The 20,007-nt window shown below is 69.5% G+C and carries 19 protein-coding genes; 4 read left to right on the forward strand and 15 right to left on the reverse strand.

Going from position 1 to position 20,007, the window contains the following annotated elements:
* From MEBOL_RS40330 to MEBOL_RS40360, 7 genes are all read right to left on the reverse strand, one after another.
* On the reverse strand, positions 1–807 hold the full coding sequence (locus tag MEBOL_RS40330; RefSeq protein ID WP_095982382.1) for a ParB/RepB/Spo0J family partition protein: 807 nt from the start codon (positions 805–807) through the stop codon (positions 1–3).
* Positions 808–871: 64 nt separating this feature from the next.
* Positions 872–1,576: a bactofilin family protein gene (locus tag MEBOL_RS40335; protein ID WP_095982383.1), complete on the reverse strand. Its 705-nt coding sequence runs from the start codon at positions 1,574–1,576 to the stop codon at positions 872–874.
* A 3-nt stretch (positions 1,577–1,579) separates the two neighbouring features.
* Complete coding sequence (locus MEBOL_RS40340; RefSeq protein ID WP_095982384.1) at positions 1,580–1,906, reverse strand: bactofilin family protein; 327 nt, start codon at positions 1,904–1,906, stop codon at positions 1,580–1,582.
* A gap of 48 nt (positions 1,907–1,954) precedes the next feature.
* Entirely contained in the window at positions 1,955–2,299 is a 345-nt protein-coding gene (bacN, locus tag MEBOL_RS40345; protein ID WP_043389032.1) for a bactofilin BacN, read from the reverse strand.
* Positions 2,300–2,362: 63 nt separating this feature from the next.
* Positions 2,363–3,199 carry an alpha/beta hydrolase gene (locus tag MEBOL_RS40350; protein WP_095983315.1) on the reverse strand — a complete coding sequence of 279 codons (837 nt, stop codon included), beginning with the start codon at positions 3,197–3,199 and terminating at the stop codon, positions 2,363–2,365.
* Positions 3,200–3,213: 14 nt separating this feature from the next.
* Positions 3,214–5,091 carry a tetratricopeptide repeat protein gene (locus MEBOL_RS40355; protein WP_095983316.1) on the reverse strand — a complete coding sequence of 626 codons (1,878 nt, stop codon included), beginning with the start codon at positions 5,089–5,091 and terminating at the stop codon, positions 3,214–3,216.
* 13 nt (positions 5,092–5,104) lie between these two features.
* Positions 5,105–7,573 carry an ATP-binding protein gene (locus MEBOL_RS40360; RefSeq protein ID WP_245919301.1) on the reverse strand — a complete coding sequence of 823 codons (2,469 nt, stop codon included), beginning with the start codon at positions 7,571–7,573 and terminating at the stop codon, positions 5,105–5,107.
* 382 nt (positions 7,574–7,955) lie between these two features.
* Here MEBOL_RS40360 and MEBOL_RS42075 point away from each other — a divergent pair, with 382 nt between their 5' ends.
* The 3 genes from MEBOL_RS42075 (at position 7,956) to MEBOL_RS40370 (ending at position 10,683) form a co-directional block, all read left to right on the forward strand.
* Positions 7,956–8,102, forward strand: coding sequence for a hypothetical protein (locus tag MEBOL_RS42075; RefSeq protein WP_170115414.1), 147 nt, complete (start codon positions 7,956–7,958; stop codon positions 8,100–8,102).
* Positions 8,103–8,306: 204 nt separating this feature from the next.
* The gene (locus tag MEBOL_RS40365; protein WP_342747712.1) at positions 8,307–9,038 is read left to right on the forward strand and encodes a hybrid sensor histidine kinase/response regulator; all 732 of its coding nucleotides are present in this window, start codon (positions 8,307–8,309) and stop codon (positions 9,036–9,038) included.
* 52 nt (positions 9,039–9,090) lie between these two features.
* The gene (locus tag MEBOL_RS40370) at positions 9,091–10,683 is read left to right on the forward strand and encodes a hypothetical protein (protein ID WP_095982387.1); all 1,593 of its coding nucleotides are present in this window, start codon (positions 9,091–9,093) and stop codon (positions 10,681–10,683) included.
* Between the two features lie 21 nt (positions 10,684–10,704).
* Here MEBOL_RS40370 and MEBOL_RS40375 read toward each other — a convergent pair whose 3' ends face one another.
* The gene (locus MEBOL_RS40375) at positions 10,705–11,457 is read right to left on the reverse strand and encodes an FG-GAP repeat domain-containing protein (RefSeq protein ID WP_095982388.1); all 753 of its coding nucleotides are present in this window, start codon (positions 11,455–11,457) and stop codon (positions 10,705–10,707) included.
* 127 nt (positions 11,458–11,584) lie between these two features.
* Between MEBOL_RS40375 and MEBOL_RS40380 the strand changes: the two genes are divergently transcribed.
* Positions 11,585–12,226, forward strand: a complete 642-nt coding sequence (locus MEBOL_RS40380; RefSeq protein ID WP_095982389.1) for an HAD hydrolase-like protein — start codon at positions 11,585–11,587, stop codon at positions 12,224–12,226.
* Between the two features lie 6 nt (positions 12,227–12,232).
* On the opposite strand, the gene MEBOL_RS40385 is transcribed toward MEBOL_RS40380, so the two are convergent.
* The 7 genes from MEBOL_RS40385 to MEBOL_RS40415 form a co-directional block, all read right to left on the reverse strand.
* Positions 12,233–12,973, reverse strand: a complete 741-nt coding sequence (locus MEBOL_RS40385) for a TlyA family RNA methyltransferase (RefSeq protein ID WP_095982390.1) — start codon at positions 12,971–12,973, stop codon at positions 12,233–12,235.
* Complete coding sequence (locus tag MEBOL_RS40390; protein ID WP_095982391.1) at positions 12,970–14,727, reverse strand: 1-deoxy-D-xylulose-5-phosphate synthase; 1,758 nt, start codon at positions 14,725–14,727, stop codon at positions 12,970–12,972. Before MEBOL_RS40390 ends, MEBOL_RS40385 begins: the two co-directional genes overlap by 4 nt.
* Entirely contained in the window at positions 14,727–15,617 is an 891-nt protein-coding gene (locus MEBOL_RS40395) for a polyprenyl synthetase family protein (protein ID WP_095982392.1), read from the reverse strand. The genes MEBOL_RS40390 and MEBOL_RS40395 overlap by 1 nt, the downstream gene beginning before the upstream one ends.
* A 1-nt stretch (position 15,618) precedes the next feature.
* Positions 15,619–16,008 carry a response regulator gene (locus MEBOL_RS40400; RefSeq protein WP_095982393.1) on the reverse strand — a complete coding sequence of 130 codons (390 nt, stop codon included), beginning with the start codon at positions 16,006–16,008 and terminating at the stop codon, positions 15,619–15,621.
* A gap of 33 nt (positions 16,009–16,041) precedes the next feature.
* Entirely contained in the window at positions 16,042–16,401 is a 360-nt protein-coding gene (gene xseB, locus MEBOL_RS40405) for an exodeoxyribonuclease VII small subunit (RefSeq protein ID WP_095982394.1), read from the reverse strand.
* Positions 16,402–16,483: 82 nt separating this feature from the next.
* Positions 16,484–18,211 carry an exodeoxyribonuclease VII large subunit gene (xseA, locus tag MEBOL_RS40410; protein ID WP_095982395.1) on the reverse strand — a complete coding sequence of 576 codons (1,728 nt, stop codon included), beginning with the start codon at positions 18,209–18,211 and terminating at the stop codon, positions 16,484–16,486.
* Positions 18,208–19,884, reverse strand: a complete 1,677-nt coding sequence (locus MEBOL_RS40415; protein WP_342747713.1) for an FHA domain-containing protein — start codon at positions 19,882–19,884, stop codon at positions 18,208–18,210. Before MEBOL_RS40415 ends, xseA begins: the two co-directional genes overlap by 4 nt.
* Positions 19,885–20,007: the final 123 nt, after the last annotated feature.

Here is a 20,007-nt window from a genome sequence, read left to right on the forward strand (position 1 = left end):
TCACAATTTCTCCAGCCACGCCACCAGGTCCGACGAGTAGCGCAACTGGGTGAGCAGTTCCTGCTTGCGCGTCTCGTCGAGGTCCGAGAACACATCCGCCAGCAGCGCCAGGTCCTGATTGATGTCCACCAGCCGCTGGGTCGCCTCCACGGCCAGCTCGTCCGCGTCGACCTCTTCCTCCACCGTCTCCGGCGCCAGGGACTCGTCGGTGGCCAGCGCCTTGTCCAGCATGTCCCGGGCGATGGGCGTCAGGCGGCCCTGGGCCTCGAGCTTCGCGCGCTGGGCCTCCAGATCCTCGCGGCTCACCGGAGAGGCATGAATGGCCGAGGCGAGCGCCATGAGCAGCGCGTCCTCGTCGGACAGGTCCGTGTGCAGGCGCGCCAGGACGCGATCGCGCTTGAGGAAGCGCAGCGCCGCCACGCGCCGGAACCCGGAGATGATCTGGAAGCGGTCCGGAGGCTTGAAGCGCACATCCACGGGGGACAACTGGCCGAGCCGCGCCAAGTCCGTGGCCAGCGCCGACAGGTCCCCCACGGGACGGATCTGCAAGGACGTGTCCTCGTCGATCCGCTCCAGGGGAATGTGGGCGGGCGCCACGTGACCGCGCCGGGACGCGGGAGCGAGCTCGATGCGCTCGGCGGGAGCCACCGCCTCGGGCGGAGGCGGGGACGCCTCGCTCGGGGGCGGCGGAGAGGCCTCCACGGCGGAGGCATCGGAGGACGGCACGGCCGCGACCACTCCGGGCGTTTCTTCCGCCTGGGGGCTCGGCGCGCCGTCCACCTCGTCGACTTTGTTCTCGGTGTTCATGGCGTTCAATCGGCACCCCTGGATCGGCTCGGCGCCGGGCCCTCGCCCGGCGCCTCACACTGCGTCAGCGGCCCTTCTTCTTCACCACGACCTTCTTCCGGGCGCCCTCGGCCACCGTGGGCGGCAGGGGGGCGGCGGAAGGAGGCCGGGGAGGCTCGGGACGCGTCGGTTCCGCGGCCCGGGCGGCGGGGGGCGCCGGAGGAGCGGGACGCGGCGCGGGAGCGCTCGGGGGCGGAGGCGGGGCCGGACGCGCGGGCGGCGCGGCGGCGGCCGGACGCGCGGGCGGCGCGGCGACAGTGGCCGGACGCGCGGGCGGCAGCGCGGGACGCGCGGGCACGTTGGCACCCGGGCGCACCGTGGGACGCGTCACGGCGGCCGGACGCGGCAGCGCGGGACGCTCGGAGGGCACGCGGCCCGGCTCGACCTCGCCCATGTCCACGCGGCCCCGGAAGCTCGCTCCGTCCACGATGATGACGCGCGGGGCGTGGATGTCGCCCACCATGCGGCCCTCGCGGGTGAGCTCCACGCTCTCGGTGGCGTTGATGTTGCCCACCACCACGCCGCTGACGATGGCGTTCTTCACCGCCACGTTCGCCTTCACGACACCCGTGGGCTCCACGATGAGGGTCCGGCTGAGCGTGAGCTCACCCTCCACCCGGCCGCGCACGGTCAGGTCCTCATCGCCCGTCAGCCTGCCGCTGATGAGGATGGATTGACCCACCACGGTGTTGTCCACGGCCCCGGGGGCCAGTTCCTTCACGGTGGCCAAGGATCAGCGCTCCTTCGGAATGTCCATGTCGACGTTGCCCTTGAAGGAGGCGCCGTCGGCGATGAGGATGCGCGGGGCCTTGATGTCACCCACCACGCGGCAGTCCGTCTTGAGTTCCACCTTGTCGGTGGCCGCGATGTTGCCCGTGACGCGGCCCGCGATCTCCACGTTCTGCGTCTCGATGTCGGCTTCCACCACGCCACTGCCCTCGACGTAGAGGCTCTCGCGCAGAGAGATCTTGCCCTTCACCGTCCCCTGGATGACGAGATCCTCGTCGCCGGAGATTTCACCATCGATGACAATGCTCGAACCGATGACCGTATTCGCCATGAGTGTTGTCCACCCCTCCCGAGGCGTGCTGCGGGCCGTGAAGCCCGTTTAGATGTCGTCCGGCAGCTTCACATCCATCTCGATGGAACCGTTGAAGACCGCTCCATCCTCGATGACCACCCGCGGGGCCTTGATGTCCCCCGCGACCTTCGCCGACGCGTTGATGGCCACCCGACCCGACGCGTCGATGTTGCCACTCGCCTCGCCGTTGATGGTCAATTCCTCGGCGCGGATGTCCGCCTGCACCTTGCCGGTGCCCTCGATGGTCAGGTGGTTCTTCAGGGCGATCTGCCCCTCCACCCGCCCCTCGATGATCAGATCCCCACCTCCGGTCAGATTCCCCCGGATGATGATGCCCTTGCCGATGATGCCCGTCTGCTCGCCCTGTGCCATGCGGTGCCCCTCGGAGGTGCCCTCGCCTATCGAAAAACGCGTGCGGTGAGAGTCCAACCTACGTCAGAGATGCTCGGAGATCCAGTTAGAGACGTCCCGGAAGACCTGCTCCTTGCCGAGCTCGTTGAGCGGCTCATGACGCATACCGGGATAGGATTTGTACACCTTGTCGCGAGAGCCCACGGCATCGAAGAAGGCCCGTCCGCTTTCCACCTTGGCCACGCCATCCTCCGCTCCGGTGAAGAGAAACAGGGGCAACTGGAGGCTCGGCGCGAGCGCGAGCACCTTCTCCTGCGCCTGGGTGGACTCGATGAACCAGCCCGGGGTCGCGATTCGATTATAGAGCGGGTCCTGACGTGCCTCGCGCTGGACCGCCTCGTCGCGGCTGAGCTGCTCGGGGGTGAGTTCCGTGGGAATGGGTGCCCAGGGAATGACCTTCGCGAGCACCCGCGCGGCCAGCAGCTTCACACGCGGCGGCGAGAGGGCGAGCTTGAAATAGGGAGACGACAACACCATGCCGCTCAAGCCGTCCAGCCCGCCGCGCGCCCTCAGGTGCACCGACATGAGCGCGCCGTGACTGTGGGCGAGCACGAAGAGCTTGCCACCCGCCGTGGTGTGCCGCACCCGCTCCCAGAAGGCGCTCAGGTCGTCCAGGTAGTCGGGCCAGGTGTCGCAGTGGCCCCGGCGCCCATCCGCGCGGCCATGGCCCCGATAGTCCAGGCCGTGCACCGCGAAGCCCTGGGCCGTGAGCGCGTCGAACGTCGGACGGTAGCGGCCCGTGTGGTCGCCATAGCCGTGGACGAACACCACGTGCGCGCGGGGCTGCTCCGGCTGCTCGGACATCCAATAGAGCCGCAGCCCGTCCCTGCTCGTGAAGAAGCCCTCGTCGAAGCGCGCCATGACGGCCGGGGACATTAGCGACCCGACGCATCCGTGGGTAGCAACTTCAGCTTCCGCTCGATGAGCGCGCGTTGATCCGCCGGGTCCGCCGCCTCGGGCATCCGCGCGAGCAATTCCAGGGCGCGCCGCCACGCATCCGCGGCCTCTCCTGGACGCGACACCCGCTGGTAGGCGTCTCCCAGGTGATCGAGGATGACGGGTTCCTCGGGCTCCAGCTCCGCCGCCCGGGCCAGCGCCTCCACCGCGCGCGGGTAGTCGCCCCGCCGGTAGTGGATCCACCCCAGCGAGTCGAGGAAGGAGCCCGTGTCCGGACGCAACGCCAGCGCCCGCCGCACCAGCCGCTCCGCCTCGGCGAAGTCCCGGCCCCGCTGGGCCAGCAGGTAGCCGATGAAGTTCAGGGCCGGGGCGTGGTCCGGCTCCACCTGCAACACACTGCGCATCCAGGACAGGGCCCCCGCTTCGTCTCCCTGCTGCAACAGCACGGTGGCGAGCACGTAGCGTGGCGCTGGATCCCCCGGCATCCGCGCGACCGCATCGCGCAGCACGTCCAGCGCCTCGGCGGCGCGGCCCTGGCGCTTCAAGGTGGCGGCGAGCGCTTCCAGCACATCCGGCCGGGGCTCGCGCTTCATCGCCTCGCGCAGCGTGGCCACGGCGAGCTCCGGCTCCCCCCCTCGCTCCAGGGCACGGGCCAGCTGGACCTCCAATTCGGTGTCCCCGGGATACGCGGACAGGGACGCGCGCAACAGCTTCAGGGCCTCCGCGTGCTGTCCCGCCCGCGACAGGCAGATGCCGCGGCGGGTGCGCGCATCGTCCGCGAGCGACGAGGAGTCCGGCACCTCGGCATAGGCGGTGGCCGCCTGCTCGAAGTGCTGCATCCGCTCGTGCACGAGACCCGCGGAGAAGGAGACGCGCGGAGAGCCCCCCCTGCCCTTGCGGACCGCGTCCAGCACCTCCAGGGCGGACCCACTGTCATGCGCGGACAGGAACACCAGGGCCACCTGCACGGCGAGCTCGGGATCTCCCGCGTTCGCGAGCAGCCGATCGAAATACGCTCGCGCCCGTACCGAGGAGCCGAGTCGCAAGGCGAGCCGTCCCGCGGCATCCAACATCGCCGCGTTGTCCGGATCCCTCTCCAGGGCCCGGGCGAAGCAATCCTCGGCCGACTGGAGGCGCCCGGCCTTCTCGTGCAGCCGCGCGAGCGCGATCAGGGACTCCACATCACCCGGATCCCGCTCCAGCGCTCGAGACAACATCCGCTGGGCCCGAGCCGCGTCTCCCCGCTCCGTCAAGGCCAGCCCGAGGCGCCGGAACCCCGAGATCTCCCCCGGCAGCGCCTTCGCCAGCTGCTCCACCACCCCCACCGCCCGGGCGTTCGCCTTCGCGTCCAGGTGCAGCTGAGCGAGCAGCAGATATGCCTCGGGCTCGCGGGGCTTGAGCCGGATGGCCTGGCGCAGCTGAACCTGGGCTCGCGCGGGCCGCCTCGCCTCCAACAACACCCGCGCGAACATCATCCTGCCGGGGTAGTAGCGCGGATGCAGTGTCACCACGCGCCGCAACTCGCTCTCCGCGCGCGTCAGGTCCCCCACGAGCGAGTACTCCTCGCCCAGGCGCGTGAGCAGGTAGGGGTTGCCCTCATCCGTGGCCAGGGCCAGACGCAACGCATCCGCCGCCTCGTGATGCTGGCCCTCCAGACTCAGCAATTGCGCCCTCAAGTCATGCGCATAGCTGGCGGACGAGGCGCGCCTGTCATCCGGGGCGGCCGCCGCGGAGATGGCCTCGCGCATCGCCGAGCGGTCCACCGCGGCCCGGCGCGGGGCGGACAGCGTGGCCGGTGCCCACCCGAGCAGGACCAGGAGTGGCACGGCGTGGGCGTGGAGTCGCGAGGGACGCACGCCCACGACTCTACTACGACTTCAGGCCCGGACCCGACGCCCCCAAACGCTCCAGGATGCGCTCCGCCGGCTCGCTGTCGTGGCTCACGTCCGCCACCGCCGAGCGGTACTCCATTCCCGTCTGCTTCTCGACATCCGGCACCAGACGGCTGATGGCGTTGCGCCCCGCTTCAACATTGCACTCCGGGAGGATGACGGCGAGCACGCCATCCCCCAGGTGGCCGAGCAGATCCTGGGTGCGCAGGCGTGCGCGCATCACGTCCGGCAGGCCGCGCAGGGAGTCATTGAGCACGGGACGATCCGGGCGGAGCACCGCGAGGCTCACCGGCCGGCTGTAGCGCCGGCCCCGGCTCACCTCGTGCTCCAGGCGCAAGAGCAGACCGTGCCGATCATAGAGGCCGGTGATGGGATCGTTACCGTTGCGCCGCGAGACCGTCGGGGCGCGCTCCATCTCGCTCTCGGCCTTCTTCAGCTTGAGGGCGCGCTCGGTGCGCACGAGCAGTTCCATCGCGTTGAAGGGCTTGCTCATGTAGTCCACGGCGCCGAGGTTGAGCGCGCGTACCTTGTCGGCCACGCCCTGGTGGGCCGACAGCAGGATGACGGGAATGCCCGCCGTGTCCGAGGAGGACTTGAGGGCCACGGCGGCATCCAACCCGTCCAGCTTGGGCAGGAAGACGTCCATCACCACCAGATCCGGCTTGCCCGAGCGGGCACGCGCCAGACCCTCGGCGCCATCGCGCGCCACGTCCACGCGGTAGCGCGAGCGCAGCACCTCCACCAGCACCGCGGCGATCTCCGGCTCGTCCTCCACCACCAGGACGCGGGGCTGCTCGGTCGCTTCCTTGTTGGGCAGGTTCTGCACGGCACGGCTGACTTCCTGTGCCAGCGGCAGGGTGAAGATGAACGCGGCGCCTCCCTCGGGTGGGGCCTCGGCCCAGATCTCCCCGCCGTGCAGCTCCACGAACTCCTTGCAGATGGCCAGTCCGAGACCCGTGCCGCCCCCGGCCTTGGCCCCGCTGCGGTAGCGGTCGAACACGAGGGGCAGTTCCTCGGGGGGAATGCCCTTGCCGTCGTCCTGCACCACGATGCGCGCCACGTCTCCGTCCGGCCGCGCCAGCCGGGAGGTGCGCACCACCACCCCTCCCGCGTCCTTGGCGTGGTGGATGGCGTTGGTGATGAGGTTCTGCAACACCTCGTGCAGCTTGAGCTCGTCACCAATGAGCATCATGCGCTCGGTCGCCTCGGAGCGCAGGGTCACACCGCGCTCGGAGGCGAGGATCGCCAGCTCCGTGACGCTCTCCGTGCACAGCACCGACATGTCCAGCACGCGAGGCTCGATGGACAGCCGCGCCACGTCGCCCTTGCCTCGCTCCAGCAGCGACTCCACCAGGCTGAGGATCTTCCGGCCCTGGCGGATCATCGCCTCGGCGGATTGCTTCTGCAGCGCGTCCAGCTCGCCTTCCAGCAGCAGCCGGCCATGGCCGAGCAACACCTGCAGGGGCGCGCGCAGATCATGGCTGCACACGGCGATGATCTCGTCCTTGAGCCTGTTGAGATCCTTGAGGCGGCGGTTGGCCTCGGACAGCTCGCGGTAGCGCTCCACGTAGGCCAGTTCCAGCTCGTCGCGCTTCTTCTTGAGCGCGGTGTGCATGCGCGCGTTGCGGATGCAGTTGGCGAGCGCCGCACCCACCGCCTGGGCGAACTCCTGCTCGTCGCGGTTGAAGCCCTCCGAGCCGTGAGAGATGCGCAGGAAAAGCGCCCCGAGCAGCTCGTCATGGCACACCAGGGGCTGCACGAGGATGGAGCGCACGCCGAGCGGGGCGATCGTCGGACGCACCTCGGCCATGAGGGGATCCTGCTGAGCCTCCTCCACCAGCACCTGCTCCCGGGTCTCCAGGGCCCGGCGCAGCTCGGGGTAGCGCGCCAGGTCCATGTCCAGCGACAGGCCCGGGCTCTCCATCGTGGCCACCACATTGACGGTGGTCGCGTTGTTGTCCTCCACCAGCACCACCGAGCAGCGATCCGCGTTGATGACCGCGCCCACCTTCTCCACCGCCAGGCGGAGGATGTCCTCCAGCTCGAGCGAACTCGTGGCCGCCTGGGTGATTTCCAGCAACCGCTCCATGCGGTTGCGCGTGCGCTCCATCAGCCGCCGCTCGCGCAACGCGGAATCCAACCGCGCCGTGAGCTCCTCGAGACTGCGCACCCAGTCATCCACGGGCAGCTTGCGCAGCACCTCCGAGCGCGAACGCGTCAGATCCGCCAGCACGCGCAGCTCGCGCAGCAGGGGCTCCCGGCGCACGGCGTCCAGCGCCTCGGTGGCCCGCTTGCCCGTGGCCGACAAGAGCACGGCATCCAGCCGGGACGACTCGGCCAAGCGCGTCAAATCGTTCGTGTCCTCGGTGACGACCCACTGGTAGCCGACATGCGACAGATGGGCGAGCAGGACCTGATTGGCCTCGCGCGCACCGATCACCAGCACGCAACCGCGAGACCCCGCGAGTTCCGCCCTCAAGCGAACCCCCACGCCGCGTGGACCCGCGGCCCAAGCGTTTGAAGAGACTGGAGATGTTCCCACAAAGCGTCAGCCGTCATGCGCGGCTCCGAATCATGCCGTCGAAGCGGTTTGGGGGCCAGCGTGTCGGACACGAGCGGTGGGGGCAAGAATCATCCTCCTTGCCCTCCATGCGGCCATTCCAGGTGGGGCTCGAGTCCAGCCAGCGAGGCGTCTCCTCCCCCGCTCGCCTTCCAGTGAACCTCCTGGGTGGTGTCTCCCCCTGTACCTCGGAAGGAGGATTCCCGAAGTGGGCCGCCCGCGCGACATCCCACGCCCGTCGTGGAGGCGCCCACTATGATGCCAGGACATGAACCCCTCCGAATCCGAGGAGAAGGCGAAGAATCACGAATCCGCTCCCGGGCACGGCATGGACTGGCTCTCGGGCGGAGGGGCCATGGGCGGAACGGGCTCCTACCTGGAGAACCCGCCCATGGTGCTCGACCGCCATGGCTAACCTGGAAGAGGCCTTCATGACCTTCTCGTTCAGTCCCATCCGGGACGAGTCGGGAAAGGTCGGAGGCCTCTTCCACCCCATCACCGAGACCACCGACAGGATGCTCAGCGCCCGCACTCCTGGGGAGCACGGGACTCGCGCCGGGAAGCGAGGCCTGTCCTCGAACCCTCCCACTCGGCACGAGTTCCGCACGCTCGCCCTCCCGTGGCCACGACGAGCCCGCTCCTCGCCCGGCCGACGATCCTCATCGCCGACGACAACGCGGACATGCGCGGCTACATCAAGTCCCTGCTCGAGCGCTCCAACGACGTGCGGGCGGTGGCGGATGGGGAAGCCGCGTACCCGGCGGTGCTCGAGTCACCGCCAGACCTCGTCCTGAGCGACGTGATGATGCCTCGGCTGGATGGCTTCGGACTGCTCGACAAGCTCCGCGCCCATCCTAAGACCCAGGCCGTGCTGTTCATCTTGTTGTCGGCGCGGGCGGGACCCGAGGCCCGCATCGAAAGCGCGATCCGGCTCGCGCGCGAGCGCACCACCCGCGAGCGCCTCGCCGATGACCGCATCAAGTTCGAGCAACAACTCATCGGCATCGTCAGCCACGATCTGCGCAGCCCCATCACCGCCATCCTCATGTCGACGCAACTGCTGCTGCGCCGCGTGGATCTCGACGAGAAAATCACCAAGGTGATCGCCCGCATCCAATCCAGCGCGGAGCGCACCAACCGGATGATCCGCGACCTGCTCGACTTCACGCTGGTGGTCAACCTCGTGAGCAACGCGGTGAAGTACAGCCCCGCCTCGAGCCCCGTGCGCGTTCACATCAGCCGGGATGACGGCCACGCCCTGCTCGTCCGTGCCCACGGAGGCCGCGTCGGCGCCCGCTCGGCGGCGGACAGCGGCACCACCTTCTCCGTCTGGCTGCCCCGCGAGGTCTGACACGGTGTGTCCTGACAGGACCCGTCGCTCCTGTCCTAGACTGGAGCGCACCATGTCCCTCCATTCTCCCCTCCGGGCCTCCCGTGGCCCGGCCCTGCTGCTGTCCTGGTTCGCACTCGCGTGCAACAACCCCCCGCCCATCACCATCCCGGAGCCTCCCCAGGTCGTCATCCAGCTCGCGGAGACGAATACCGTGGGGAGCAGCTTCAAGTTCGCCGTCAACACGTCCGGCTGTGATCAGGTGCAACGGCTGGAGATCTTCGACGACACCCGGGCGCTCAAGGTGGTGCCCTACGCGGGCAACCCCACGCAGGTGACCCTGGGGACGGATGAGATCCGCTACACGAAGGGCATCGCGGCCACCCTGTCGCTCAGCGCGCAGGTCACCTGCGCCGATGGGCGCTCCAACGTCTCCCAGGCCCAGCTCGCCACGTTCTTCCCGGTGGACGAGGTGGTGGAGCCCATCAGCGGCAACACCCAGATCGTCCCGCCGTACTTCGTCGCCGAGGGCACGGGCAACAACGTGTCGTTCATCGGCTGCGCCATGCAGGGCAATGTCCCCACGCTCTTCCGGGTGAAGAAGAGCGAGCCGACGATCGCCGATTCCCTGGAGATGGACTTCCCCTGTGACGCGACCACGATCATCACCGATCGCAAGCCCGCGCTCACGGGCCTGCGCTGGCTGTGGACGCGCGGCCGGGGCGTGCTCGCGCTGAAGGCGGACTTCTCCATCGCCTACTCGTCCGACGCGGCGGTGAAGAACCTCGCGGTGGGCCCCGACGGCAGCGCCATTCTCTACGACAGCACGCAGCTGCGGCTCGTGAGCCCCGCGGGCAAGGTCCTCTGGGAGCGGACCATCATTGGCGACACCAACTACCTGCCCGGCCTGGTCGCGGGAGAGCCCATGGTCCGCACGGGCGGCACCAGCACGGGAACCGTCGTGGTGCCGCTCAAGGACGATGGCGCCGACACGACCGCCGTCCGGGTCGCTGTCCTGACGTACGCCAAGGGCGAGCTGACCGCGACCTACGAGCTCGAGTCCTTCCCGCTCAACACGCCGTTCTGGACGGCGTTCGATGACACGGGCTCGGTGATGTACCTGGGCACGCAGCAAGGCGAGTCGGCCTCCGTCCGGGCCTGCGCGCTCGGAAAGACGGGCCTGTGCCGGGCCTCCACGGACACCCGCCTGTGGATCACCAGCCAGCCCCTGGCCGGCTACCTGGCCGCGCTGGTGCCCTACAACAACAACTCGCGCCTGGCGGTGGTCACCGCGAACCAGACCTGGTTCCTGGATGTCCGCAACCTGCCGGGCAACAAGGCCACCCAGGGAGGGATCGTGAACAAGGACCAGACCTCGCTCAAGCCCAACGGCGCGCTGGTGGCGCGCTTCGTCCAGCCGGGCCCGAGCAACGCGTTCTACCTGTTCACCAGCGCGCGGGGCACGGACGCGGTGCCGGACCCCTACCCCGTGGAGATCGTCGCCACGGAAGAGGCGGAAAAGGGAGTGCTCTTCCGCTACCAGGTCCAGGGCGACAGCCTCTACGGCGCGCTGGACGACTCGGGCACGCTCTGGATGCGCGTGGGCCGCAAGCTCGTCAAGCCGCTGTCGCTCGCGCGGTATCGGGAACTGCGCGAGAGGCAGTGAAGGGCGCCCCCTCCCCCCGAGTCATCGGGAGGAAGGGGATCCATCGACGACGGGGGCTGGACCCGCGAACGGCAGCCCCTCCGTCTTGGCCAACAGTTCCTTGTTCGACGTCCACCCGAGCAGCCCCGTCACGGACTTCACCAGGTAGAACACTTCCTCCCCCTGGCGCTCCGGAACCTCCGCGGCCAACACCTCGATGGCCGTCCCGGCGGCCAGGTTGGCGATCGGCGTCGAATCCTTCCGGCTATGGCCGAGCGGGAAGGTCTGCTTCACCTTCGCCTGCTTGCCGACGTAGTAGAGCGGCTGGGCGACCCGGCTCACCGACCACGTCTTGCGATCCAGGAGGTATTTCTCCGTCCTGTTCCAGAAGCCCATCCAGATCTGCGACAGGACGATGCCATTGCCCTTCACCTCGCCCAGGGAATGGACTTCGCCCAGGGGCTTCACCGACTTGCCATCGAAGCCGAAGAGGAAGATGCGCTTGTCACCATCGGTGAAGCCCGACGAGACGGCGACTTCCTTCCACTTGTCGCCAGCGTCCAGCAGGTCCACCACCTCCAGCGCCCCGCCCTGCAGCCCGCTTTCCGGCGAAGTGAAGGAGGCCTTCCCAACCTTGAGCGTGAAGGAGCCCTTGCCCTCGTTCCAGTGCAGGGCGATGGACTCCGGCTTGCCATCCCCATCGAGGTCCGCCTTCTGCGTGGCCAGGGGCTCGGCGGCCCACGTCTGGGCGGACAGCAGCGTGGCGGGAAGCAAGGCCAGGATTCGGGCTTTCATCGGACGACCTCGGGGACGGAGGAGCGGAGCCCTCATGCTATCCATGCCCCAAGAGAGCGCGCGGCGATTCCTCGGCAGGTGATGGGACGAATACACTGCGCACGAGCCGCGCGTGGGAGATGGGTTGATGGTGACGAATGTGGTGTTCGATTTCGACGGAACCCTGGTGGATTCGCGCGCGGTGGCCATTCGCATCTACAACGCGATCGCCGAGCGCGAGGGCTATGGGCTTCTGACGACCCACGAACTGGAGGAGCTGCGGAATCTGTCCGTACTCGATCGAAGCAAGCGCCTGGGGGTATCACCCTGGCGTCTGCCCGGACTGGTGACGCGGGTCCTCCAGGACTACCGGGGGGCCCTGCACGAAATCGGCTTCCACGAGGGCATCCCCGAGCTGCTGCGGGAGCTGCGGAAGCGGGGGCTGCGGCTCAGCATCCTGTCCACCAATGACGAGGGAAACATCCGCGCGGTCCTCAAACGACATGCCCTGGAGGACTGGGTGGAGGGCATCCATTGCAGCAGCCGCGTGTTCGGGAAGGCCCGGCTGCTGCGGGCCCTGATGAAGCGGGGCGGACTGTCGCGCGAGCAACTCATCTACGTCGGCGATGAGTGCCGGGACGTGGAGGCCTGCAAGGAAGCGGGCGTGAAGGTGATCGCCGTCCAGTGGGGATTCGACGCGACCGCGCTGCTCCAGAAAGCCGGACCCGATGCGCTCGCGGAGCATCCGGCGAGCATCCTCGGGTGCGTGGAGCGCCTGTCGGCGGCGTGAGCCGCGTCAGGCCCTGTCGGCGACGAGCAGGGCCTCGACGTTGCCCGCGGGGCCAGGCACGGTGGAGTCCATGACCCCACGCACGGAGAGGCCCTGGTCGCGCACGAACGCGGACACGGAGTCGATGGCGCCCTGGCGCGCGGCCACGTCCCGCACCACGCCGCCCTTGCCCACCTTGTCGGGTCCCACCTCGAACTGAGGCTTCACGAGCGCCACCAGCAGGCCTCGGGGCTTGATGAAGGGCAGCACCGCGGGCAGCACCTGCGTGAGCGAGATGAAGCTCACGTCGATGACCACCACGTCCACGGGCTCGGGCAGGTCCTCGTGGGTGAGGTAGCGGGCGTTGACGCGCTCGCGCGAGCGCACGCGCGGATCGGTGCGCAGCTTCTCGTGGAGCTGGCCATAGCCCACGTCAATGGCGTGCACGCGCACGGCGCCCTCTTGCAGGAGGCAGTCGGTGAAACCGCCAGTGCTCGCGCCGATGTCCGCCGCCACCCGGCCGTGCATGTCCAGACCAAAGCGCTCGATGGCGGCCTTGAGCTTCAATCCGCCTCGGGACACGTAGGGCAACACCTCGCCCTTGAGCCGCAACTCCGCCTCCACGGCCACCAGGGAGCCGGGCTTGTCCACCCGTTGATCCGCCACCACCACCTGCCCGGCGAGGATGAGGGCCTGCGCCTTGGTGCGCGACTCGGCGAGCCCCCGCTCCACCACCAGGACATCGAGCCGTTCCTTGCGCGGCTTCATGAGGCCTTCCCCTCGGCGAGCAACGCCAGGGCGGCACGGCGAAGGCCCGCGGCATCCAGGCCCAGCTCGGCCCGCTGCACCCGCGCGTCGCCGTGGGGCACGAAGGTGTCCGGCATGCCCAGGAGCGTCACCCGGGCCGGAACCTGTTTCGCGGCGAGCAGTTCCAACACCGCGCTGCCCAACCCTCCCCGGGTCGTCCCCTCTTCCGCCACCACCAGACGTCCGCAAGCGGCGGCCTCCAACACCGCCGCCTCATCGAGTGGGGACACGAAGCGCGCGTCCAGCACGCTCCAGTCCGGCTCCGCCGAGGCCGCTTCCCATGCGGACAAGGCGAACGGCCCGAGCGTGATGAAGGTGATTCGCGCCCGAGGGGCCCGCTTCACCCAGCGCGCCCCGCGCACCGGCTCCGGCGACTCCACGGAGAGCGCCGGAGGCGCCTCCGGCAGCGTGCCTCGGGGAAAACGCAGCAGGGAGGGACCCTCCAGCGAGAGCGCGGTGGCGAGCAGCCCTGGCAGATCCTCCCCGGTCACCGGTGCCATCACGGTGAGGCCGGGAATGGGCCGCAGCGAGGCCACGTCATAGGCCCCCTGATGGGTGGCGCCGTCCGCGCCCACGAGCCCCGCTCGGTCCACGGCGAACAACACCGGCAGACCCGGCAGGCACACGTCGTGGATGATCTGATCGTACGCGCGCTGCAGGAAGGTGGAGTAGATGGCGCACACGGGCCGCAATCCCGTGGCGGCGAGTCCCGCGCAGAAGGTGACGGCGTGCTGCTCGGCGATGCCGACGTCGAAGACGCGCTCGGGGTAGCGCCGCTGCAGCTCCACGAGGGCACTGCCCTCCAGCATCGCCGGAGTCACCGCCACCACGCGCGCGTCCCGGGCCATGAGCGCGTCCAGCGCGGCGGCGAACGCCTCGCTGAAGGTGCGGTGGCCGCCGCGCGAGCGCACGAGCTTCCCATCCCGCCACTCGTAGGGCCCCATGGCGTGGCCGCGCGTCTGAAGATCCGCCTCGGCCGGGGGAAAGCCCCTGCCCTTCTTCGTGAGCGCGTGTACCACCACCGGCCGCGAGGAGGCACGCGCCTCGCGCAGCGTATGCAGGAGCGCGGGCAGGTCATGCCCATCCACCGGCCCGAGGTAGGTGAAGCCCAGTCCCTCGAAGAAGGCCCGCGCCTCGTGCGTGCGCAACAGGGCCGGAATGGCGCCCACGTTGGCGGAGATGGACATCTGGTTGTCGTTGAGCACCACCACCAGTGGCAGGTGCGTGCCCCCGGTGTTGTTCAGCCCCTCGAAGGCGAGCCCGCCGGTGAGCGCTCCATCGCCCACCACCGCCACCACGTGTCCGGGCAGGCCCCGCAGGCGCCGGCCCTGGAGCATGCCGAGCCCCGCGGAGACGGCCGTGCTCGCATGGCCCGCGGCCAGCGCGTCGTGGGGACTCTCGCGGGGGTCCAGGAAGGGAGCGATCCCCCCGGCCTGGCGCAGGGTGTCCATGCGCTCGCGCCGGCCGGTGAGCAGCTTGTGCGCGTAGGTCTGGTGGCCCACGTCGAAGACGAGCGCGTCCTGGGGCGAGTGGAAGACCCGGTGCAGGGCGACGATCAACTCCACCGCGCCGAGCGAGGCACCCAGATGGCCACCCACGCGGCCACACACGGCGATGATCTCCTCGCGCAGCTCTTCACACAGGCGAGGCAGTTCGGACTCGGGCAGAGCCCGGACGTCGCGGGGGGAGTGGATGCGCGGCAGGAGCCGCTCCATCACGAGCTGCGCTCCACCGAGTAGCGCGCGAGCGCCGCCAGGGGACCGTCTCCGGGCTCCAGCGTCCGCACCGCGGCGATGGCCTCGGCCACCTTGCTGGCCGCGAGCTGCTTGGACTCCTCGAGCCCCAGCACCGCCGGAAAGGTGAAGCGCCCGGCGGCGGCGTCCGCGCCCACCGGCTTGCCCAGCGAGGACGCATCCCCCGTGACGTCCAGGACGTCATCGGCGATCTGGAAGGCGAGCCCCACCGCGTCGCCATAGATGTCCGCGCGGCGCAGCGCGTCCTCGTCTCCTCCCGCGGAGAGCACCCCCATGCGGCACGCGGCGCGGATGAGGGCACCCGTCTTCATGCGATGCAGGCGCGTGAGGTAGTCGATGTTCGCGAGCCGATCGTCGGCGATGTCCAGCACCTGTCCGCCCACCATGCCCCAGGAACCCGAGCCCTCGGCCAGTTCCCGGCAGAGCGCGGCACGCACCGGCTCGGGGCCTCCAGCCACCAGGGCGAAGGCGTCCGTGAGGAGCGAATCGCCCGTGAGGATGGCCATGGCCTCGCCGTAGACCTTGTGGTTGGTGGGACGACCGCGGCGCAGGTCGTCATCGTCCATGGCCGGCAGATCGTCGTGGACGAGCGAATAGGTGTGGATGAACTCGAGCGCGCAGGCGCAGTCCTCCACCACGCGGGACACGGTGCTCTGCTTGAGCACGGCCTCCGCGAAGCTCAGGCACAACACCGGCCGCAGCCGCTTGCCACCCGCCATGAGCGAGTAGCGCATGGACTCGAGCAGACGCGGGGGGACTTTGGAGGCCACTTCCTCGGTGCGCGAGAGCAGCAACGCTTCCACGCGCTGCTGCTGGGCGTTCAGGTATGCGTCCAGGTTGAAAGAGGTCATGTCAGGGCACGTCTTGGGAGGGCGTGGGGATGAGTTGGCGCAGCCGATTGATGAGCGCGACCAGGTCCAGGGGCTTCACGAAATAGTCCGCGGCGCCAACAGCCTTGCCACGCCGCTTGTCCTCCGGATCCCCTCGTCCACTGATGAAGACGATGGGGATGTCGCGGAAGACCTCGTTCTTCTTCACGGCTTTGCACAACTCGAAGCCATCGATCCAGGACATGTTCACGTCCATGAGGATGACATCGGGCCGCTTGAGCTGCAGGGACGCGATCAGCCGCAACCCGTTGGCGGCGGCATTGACCTCGAAGTTTTCCGACTCGAGGGCGAGCGAGAGCAATTCCCGCGTGTCGCGATCATCGTCGACGATGGTGACCTTGGGCTTCTGCATGAGGTGACCGGGGTATCTCTTCCCAAAGAGAAACTAGAACGGCACGTCGTCCTCGGGAGGCGCGCTGGTCCGGGACACCCCCGAGCCGCCCCGCGACGGAGCGGGCGAGGGAGCCGTCGTGGCGACCCCAGGCGGCTTCACCCCCGCCTGCATCGGCACCACCACCTCCTGTCCATCCTGGCTCAACAGCTCCTCGATGCGCTTTTCCGCCGCGTTGAGGAGCTGCTCGCCCCGGCGTACCAGCTTGATGCCCTCCTCGAACGATTTGAGCGAGTCCTCGAGCGAGAGGGTCCCGCCCTCCAACCGGGCAACCATCTCCTCGAGACGCCGCACCACCTCCCCGTATTGCTCGGGGACTTCCTCCGCCACCTTGCCCTTGCTGTCCTTCGCCACGGCCAGTCCACCTCGAAAAAAAGAGCCGTGGGACTCTAGTGGAGCACCCCCCTGGGGTGCCAGGGAGACCTGCGAGGAGACGTCAGCAATCCGTCGGCCCCTTCACGGAAGTGACGGTGGCCTCGATTTCCTCGCAGGCCTGGAGAGTCCGGGCTCCGGCGCTGGCGAAGCGGATGCCGAGCACGTCCCCGGGCACCACGTCCGCCACGGAACGCACCACGCCGCCGTCGCGCCGCCGCAGGGCCACCGCGTACCCCCGGGACATGACCTTCAAGGGGCTCAGCGCGTCCAACTGCCCCTCCAGACGATGGAAATGCCCCATGGCATGCGCCAGGGAGTCCTTCTGCAGGGCCACCATGCGGGTCCGGTGCTCGGCCAGACGGGCACGCAGCTCCGCCACCCGCGCCATGGGCGAGACCCGCTCCAGCCTCAACCGGGCCTGGGCCGCCCGGGCACGCCGCGTCGCCACGTCCGCCCGCAGCGCGTCCTTCAGCCGCGCGGACAGTTGCGCCAGCCGGGTCCGCTGCTCGGCGAGCCGAGCCTGGGGCCGCTGCCGTTGCAGGTGTTCATGATGCGTCTTGAGCTCATCGCGCCGCTGACGCAGCACCTGCCGCATCACCCGCGTCATGGCCTCCTCGGCATCCGCCAACCGCAGCCGCTCGGTGGTCAGCCGCCGCCGGGGATCCACCACCCGCCCACCCAGGACGCCCAGGCGCCCGCGCAGCTCCAGCACCCGGCGCTCGGCGGCCTTGCGCAGACGCACCGACCAGGTGGCCAGGCCGTATTCGAGCTCCTGGAGCACGGGGGCCAGACGCTCCGCCGCCGCGCTGGGGGTGGGCGCGCGCCAGTCCGCCACGAAGTCCGCGATGGTGAAGTCGATCTCATGGCCGATGGCGGACACCACCGGAACCGGGGAGGCGAAGATGGCACGCGCCACGCGCTCCTCGTTGAACGTCCAGAGGTCTTCCTTGGAGCCGCCGCCCCGCGTGACGACGATGACGTCCACGTCCGTGCGCGCCAGGCGCTCGATGCCTCGAGCCACCTCCTCGGCCGAGCCCTCCCCCTGCACGCGCGCGTCGCACAGCAACACCGACAGCCGGGGGTGGCGCGAGTGCAGCACGCGCAGGAAGTCCTGCAGGGCCGCGCCCGTGCGGCTCGTCACCACGCCGATGCGCCGGGGAAGGGAGGGCAGCGGCCGCGGCGGACGCTGGCGCTTGTCTCCAATGAGCCCCTCGGCCGCGAGCCGTTCCTTGAGCTGCTCGAAGGCGAGCGCCAGCGCGCCCTCTCCTTCCGGCTCCATCTTGAAGGCGATGAGGCTGTAGCGGCCGGCGGGCGCGTACACGTCCACGCTGCCCTCGACCACCATCGCCAGGCCATCGCGCAGGTGGAAGCGCAACCGCGCCGCCTGCGAGGCCCACATCTTCACGTCGATCGACGCCTCGGCGTCCTTGAGCGTGAAGTACAGGTGGCCCCGCGCGTTGGGTCCGCGGAAGCCGGACACCTCACCCCGCACCATCACCCGCGGGAAGCGGGCCTCGAGCGTCGCCTTGAGCTGCTGGGTGAGCTCCCCCACGGTGAGCACCGTGCGCGCCGGAGCGGGGCGCGCGGGCGCTCCCGGCAACGCGGACAGCGCCGAGGAGACATCCGGCAGTTCGGCGGGGGGAACGGGCACGGACGGCCGGGGAGCGGACTCGGAGGGCGGCGCCTTGGGCGCCGCGGCCTGGGTCAACCCTCCGAAAAGGTCTCCTTGTCCAGCTTGTCCAGCGGGCGGAACCGACGGGGCCTCGGGAGTGCCTCGTCTCTTCTTCATCGCTGGAGCTTCTCGACCCAGACCTTGGCCTTCTGGTGCAGCTCGTCGTCCGGGGGCGTCATGTTCACGACATCCCGGAACTTGGGCAGGGCATCCTCGGGCGAGCTGTCCTTGATGGCGTAGGCACCCCAGTAGACGTCCTTCGCCTTGCCGCGCATCTCGGTGACGATGGCGCTGGCGCCCACGTGACCCGGATCCGCCTGGAGGGCGCGCTGGGCGTTCTCCATGGCCCGGCCCCACTGCCCGGCCACCTTGGCCGAGGACGCCATCTTGTAGAACAGGTTGGCGGCGCGCTTGCCCGCGTTGCCAATGAGCTTGCTGCTGCGGCCGTTGGTGATCTTCTTGTCCAGGTCCATCAGCCGCGACAGCCCCTTCACGTCCAGCTCCTCCACCTTCTTGTAGAGGTTGCCGAAGTCCGTGAGCGAGGTCATGAGCGTCTTGCACTGCGGGCTGCGTCCCGCGCAGGCGTTGGCCATGGCCATGGCGCCATTGAGGTCTCCGTCGCGGAAGCGCTCCACGGCCTGATCCCAGGGCTTGACCGTGGGCGGGGCCACGGGAGGCGGCGGAGGCGCGTCCCGGATGCCGATGAGCCGCGCGGCCTGCTCGTTGATCACCTTGGCGTCACGGTGCGTCGGGATGGCGACGAGGATGTCGTCGGTGATGGCCTTGGCCTGATCGATCTGCTTCTGCTCCAGCATGGACAGGGCCTCGCGGGCGCGCTTGTCGGCCTTGTCCTGCAACGTCCGGCGCAGCGTGCCCATGCTCTCGAAGAGCTGAGTGTCCTTGCTCACCTTGGCGAGCGAGGTGGCGGCCGTTCCGAGTTGATCCTTCTCCAGCGCCGTCTTGGCCGCGTCGATCGCCGCCTGGTTGGGGATCTCCTTCTCGACGCGCGTGAGGTAGTCCTGCAGTTGCGGATGGTCGGGCTGCGCCTCCTGGAGCTCGAGCAGACGCGTCTTGGCATCCGCCCACTTGCCATCGCGGATGAGGTTCTTGGCGTCCTGGAACAGGCCCTCGACCTGCTCGCGCTGCTCCTGAGCCGCCAGGGCCTCCGCGCGCCATGCATCGGCGTCCTGCTGCTGCTTCACCTTGATGGCGACCAGCAGGCCCACCAGCACCACGAAGACGCCCGCGGAGATGAGCAGCAGGCGCTTCTTGCGCTTCTGCGCCTCGGGATCCGGACCCGCCGTGCGCCCACGCGAGGCGCGCACGCGCGACTCGGGCCGGGACGGCGCGGGCCGCCGGGGCGCGATGGCGTCTCCAGGCTCTTCCTCCTCGGCCGGAGCGGCGGCCGGAGCGGCGGCCGCAGCCGTGGGACGGCGCGCCGGACGCGAGGAAGGCGCCGGGGGCATCGGCATCATCATCGTGGCGTTGGAGGCGTCGTTGAACGTCAGCTCCGTATCGCCCAGCGTGAGCACGCTGCCCGAGGACAGGGGCGTCTCGTCGGTGAGGGGCTCACCGTTGAGCAGGGTCCCGTTGCCGGAGCCCAGATCGTTCGCCGTCCAGCCCCCACCCAGGCGGCGGATGAGCACGTGCTTCCGGGACACCGAGGTGTCCGGAATGCAGATGGGGTTGTCGTTGGAGCGGCCAACGACGTACTCGCCATCTTCCAGGGCGAACTCCTGACCCTCGCAAGGACCGGCCGAGCACACCAGCTTGGTCCCCGAGAGGGGCAATGTATCCGGCGCGGCCGAAGCCCTCACCGCGGGACGCTGCCGTGTGGCACCCGCCGGAGGAGCATCCGACGAGGAGGCTGACGCGGGACGACGGCGTGTGGGAGGAGAACCGTTCGACATGGG

Source organism: Melittangium boletus DSM 14713, from assembly GCF_002305855.1.
In the GTDB taxonomy this organism is placed as follows: Bacteria; Myxococcota; Myxococcia; order Myxococcales; family Myxococcaceae; genus Cystobacter; species Cystobacter boletus.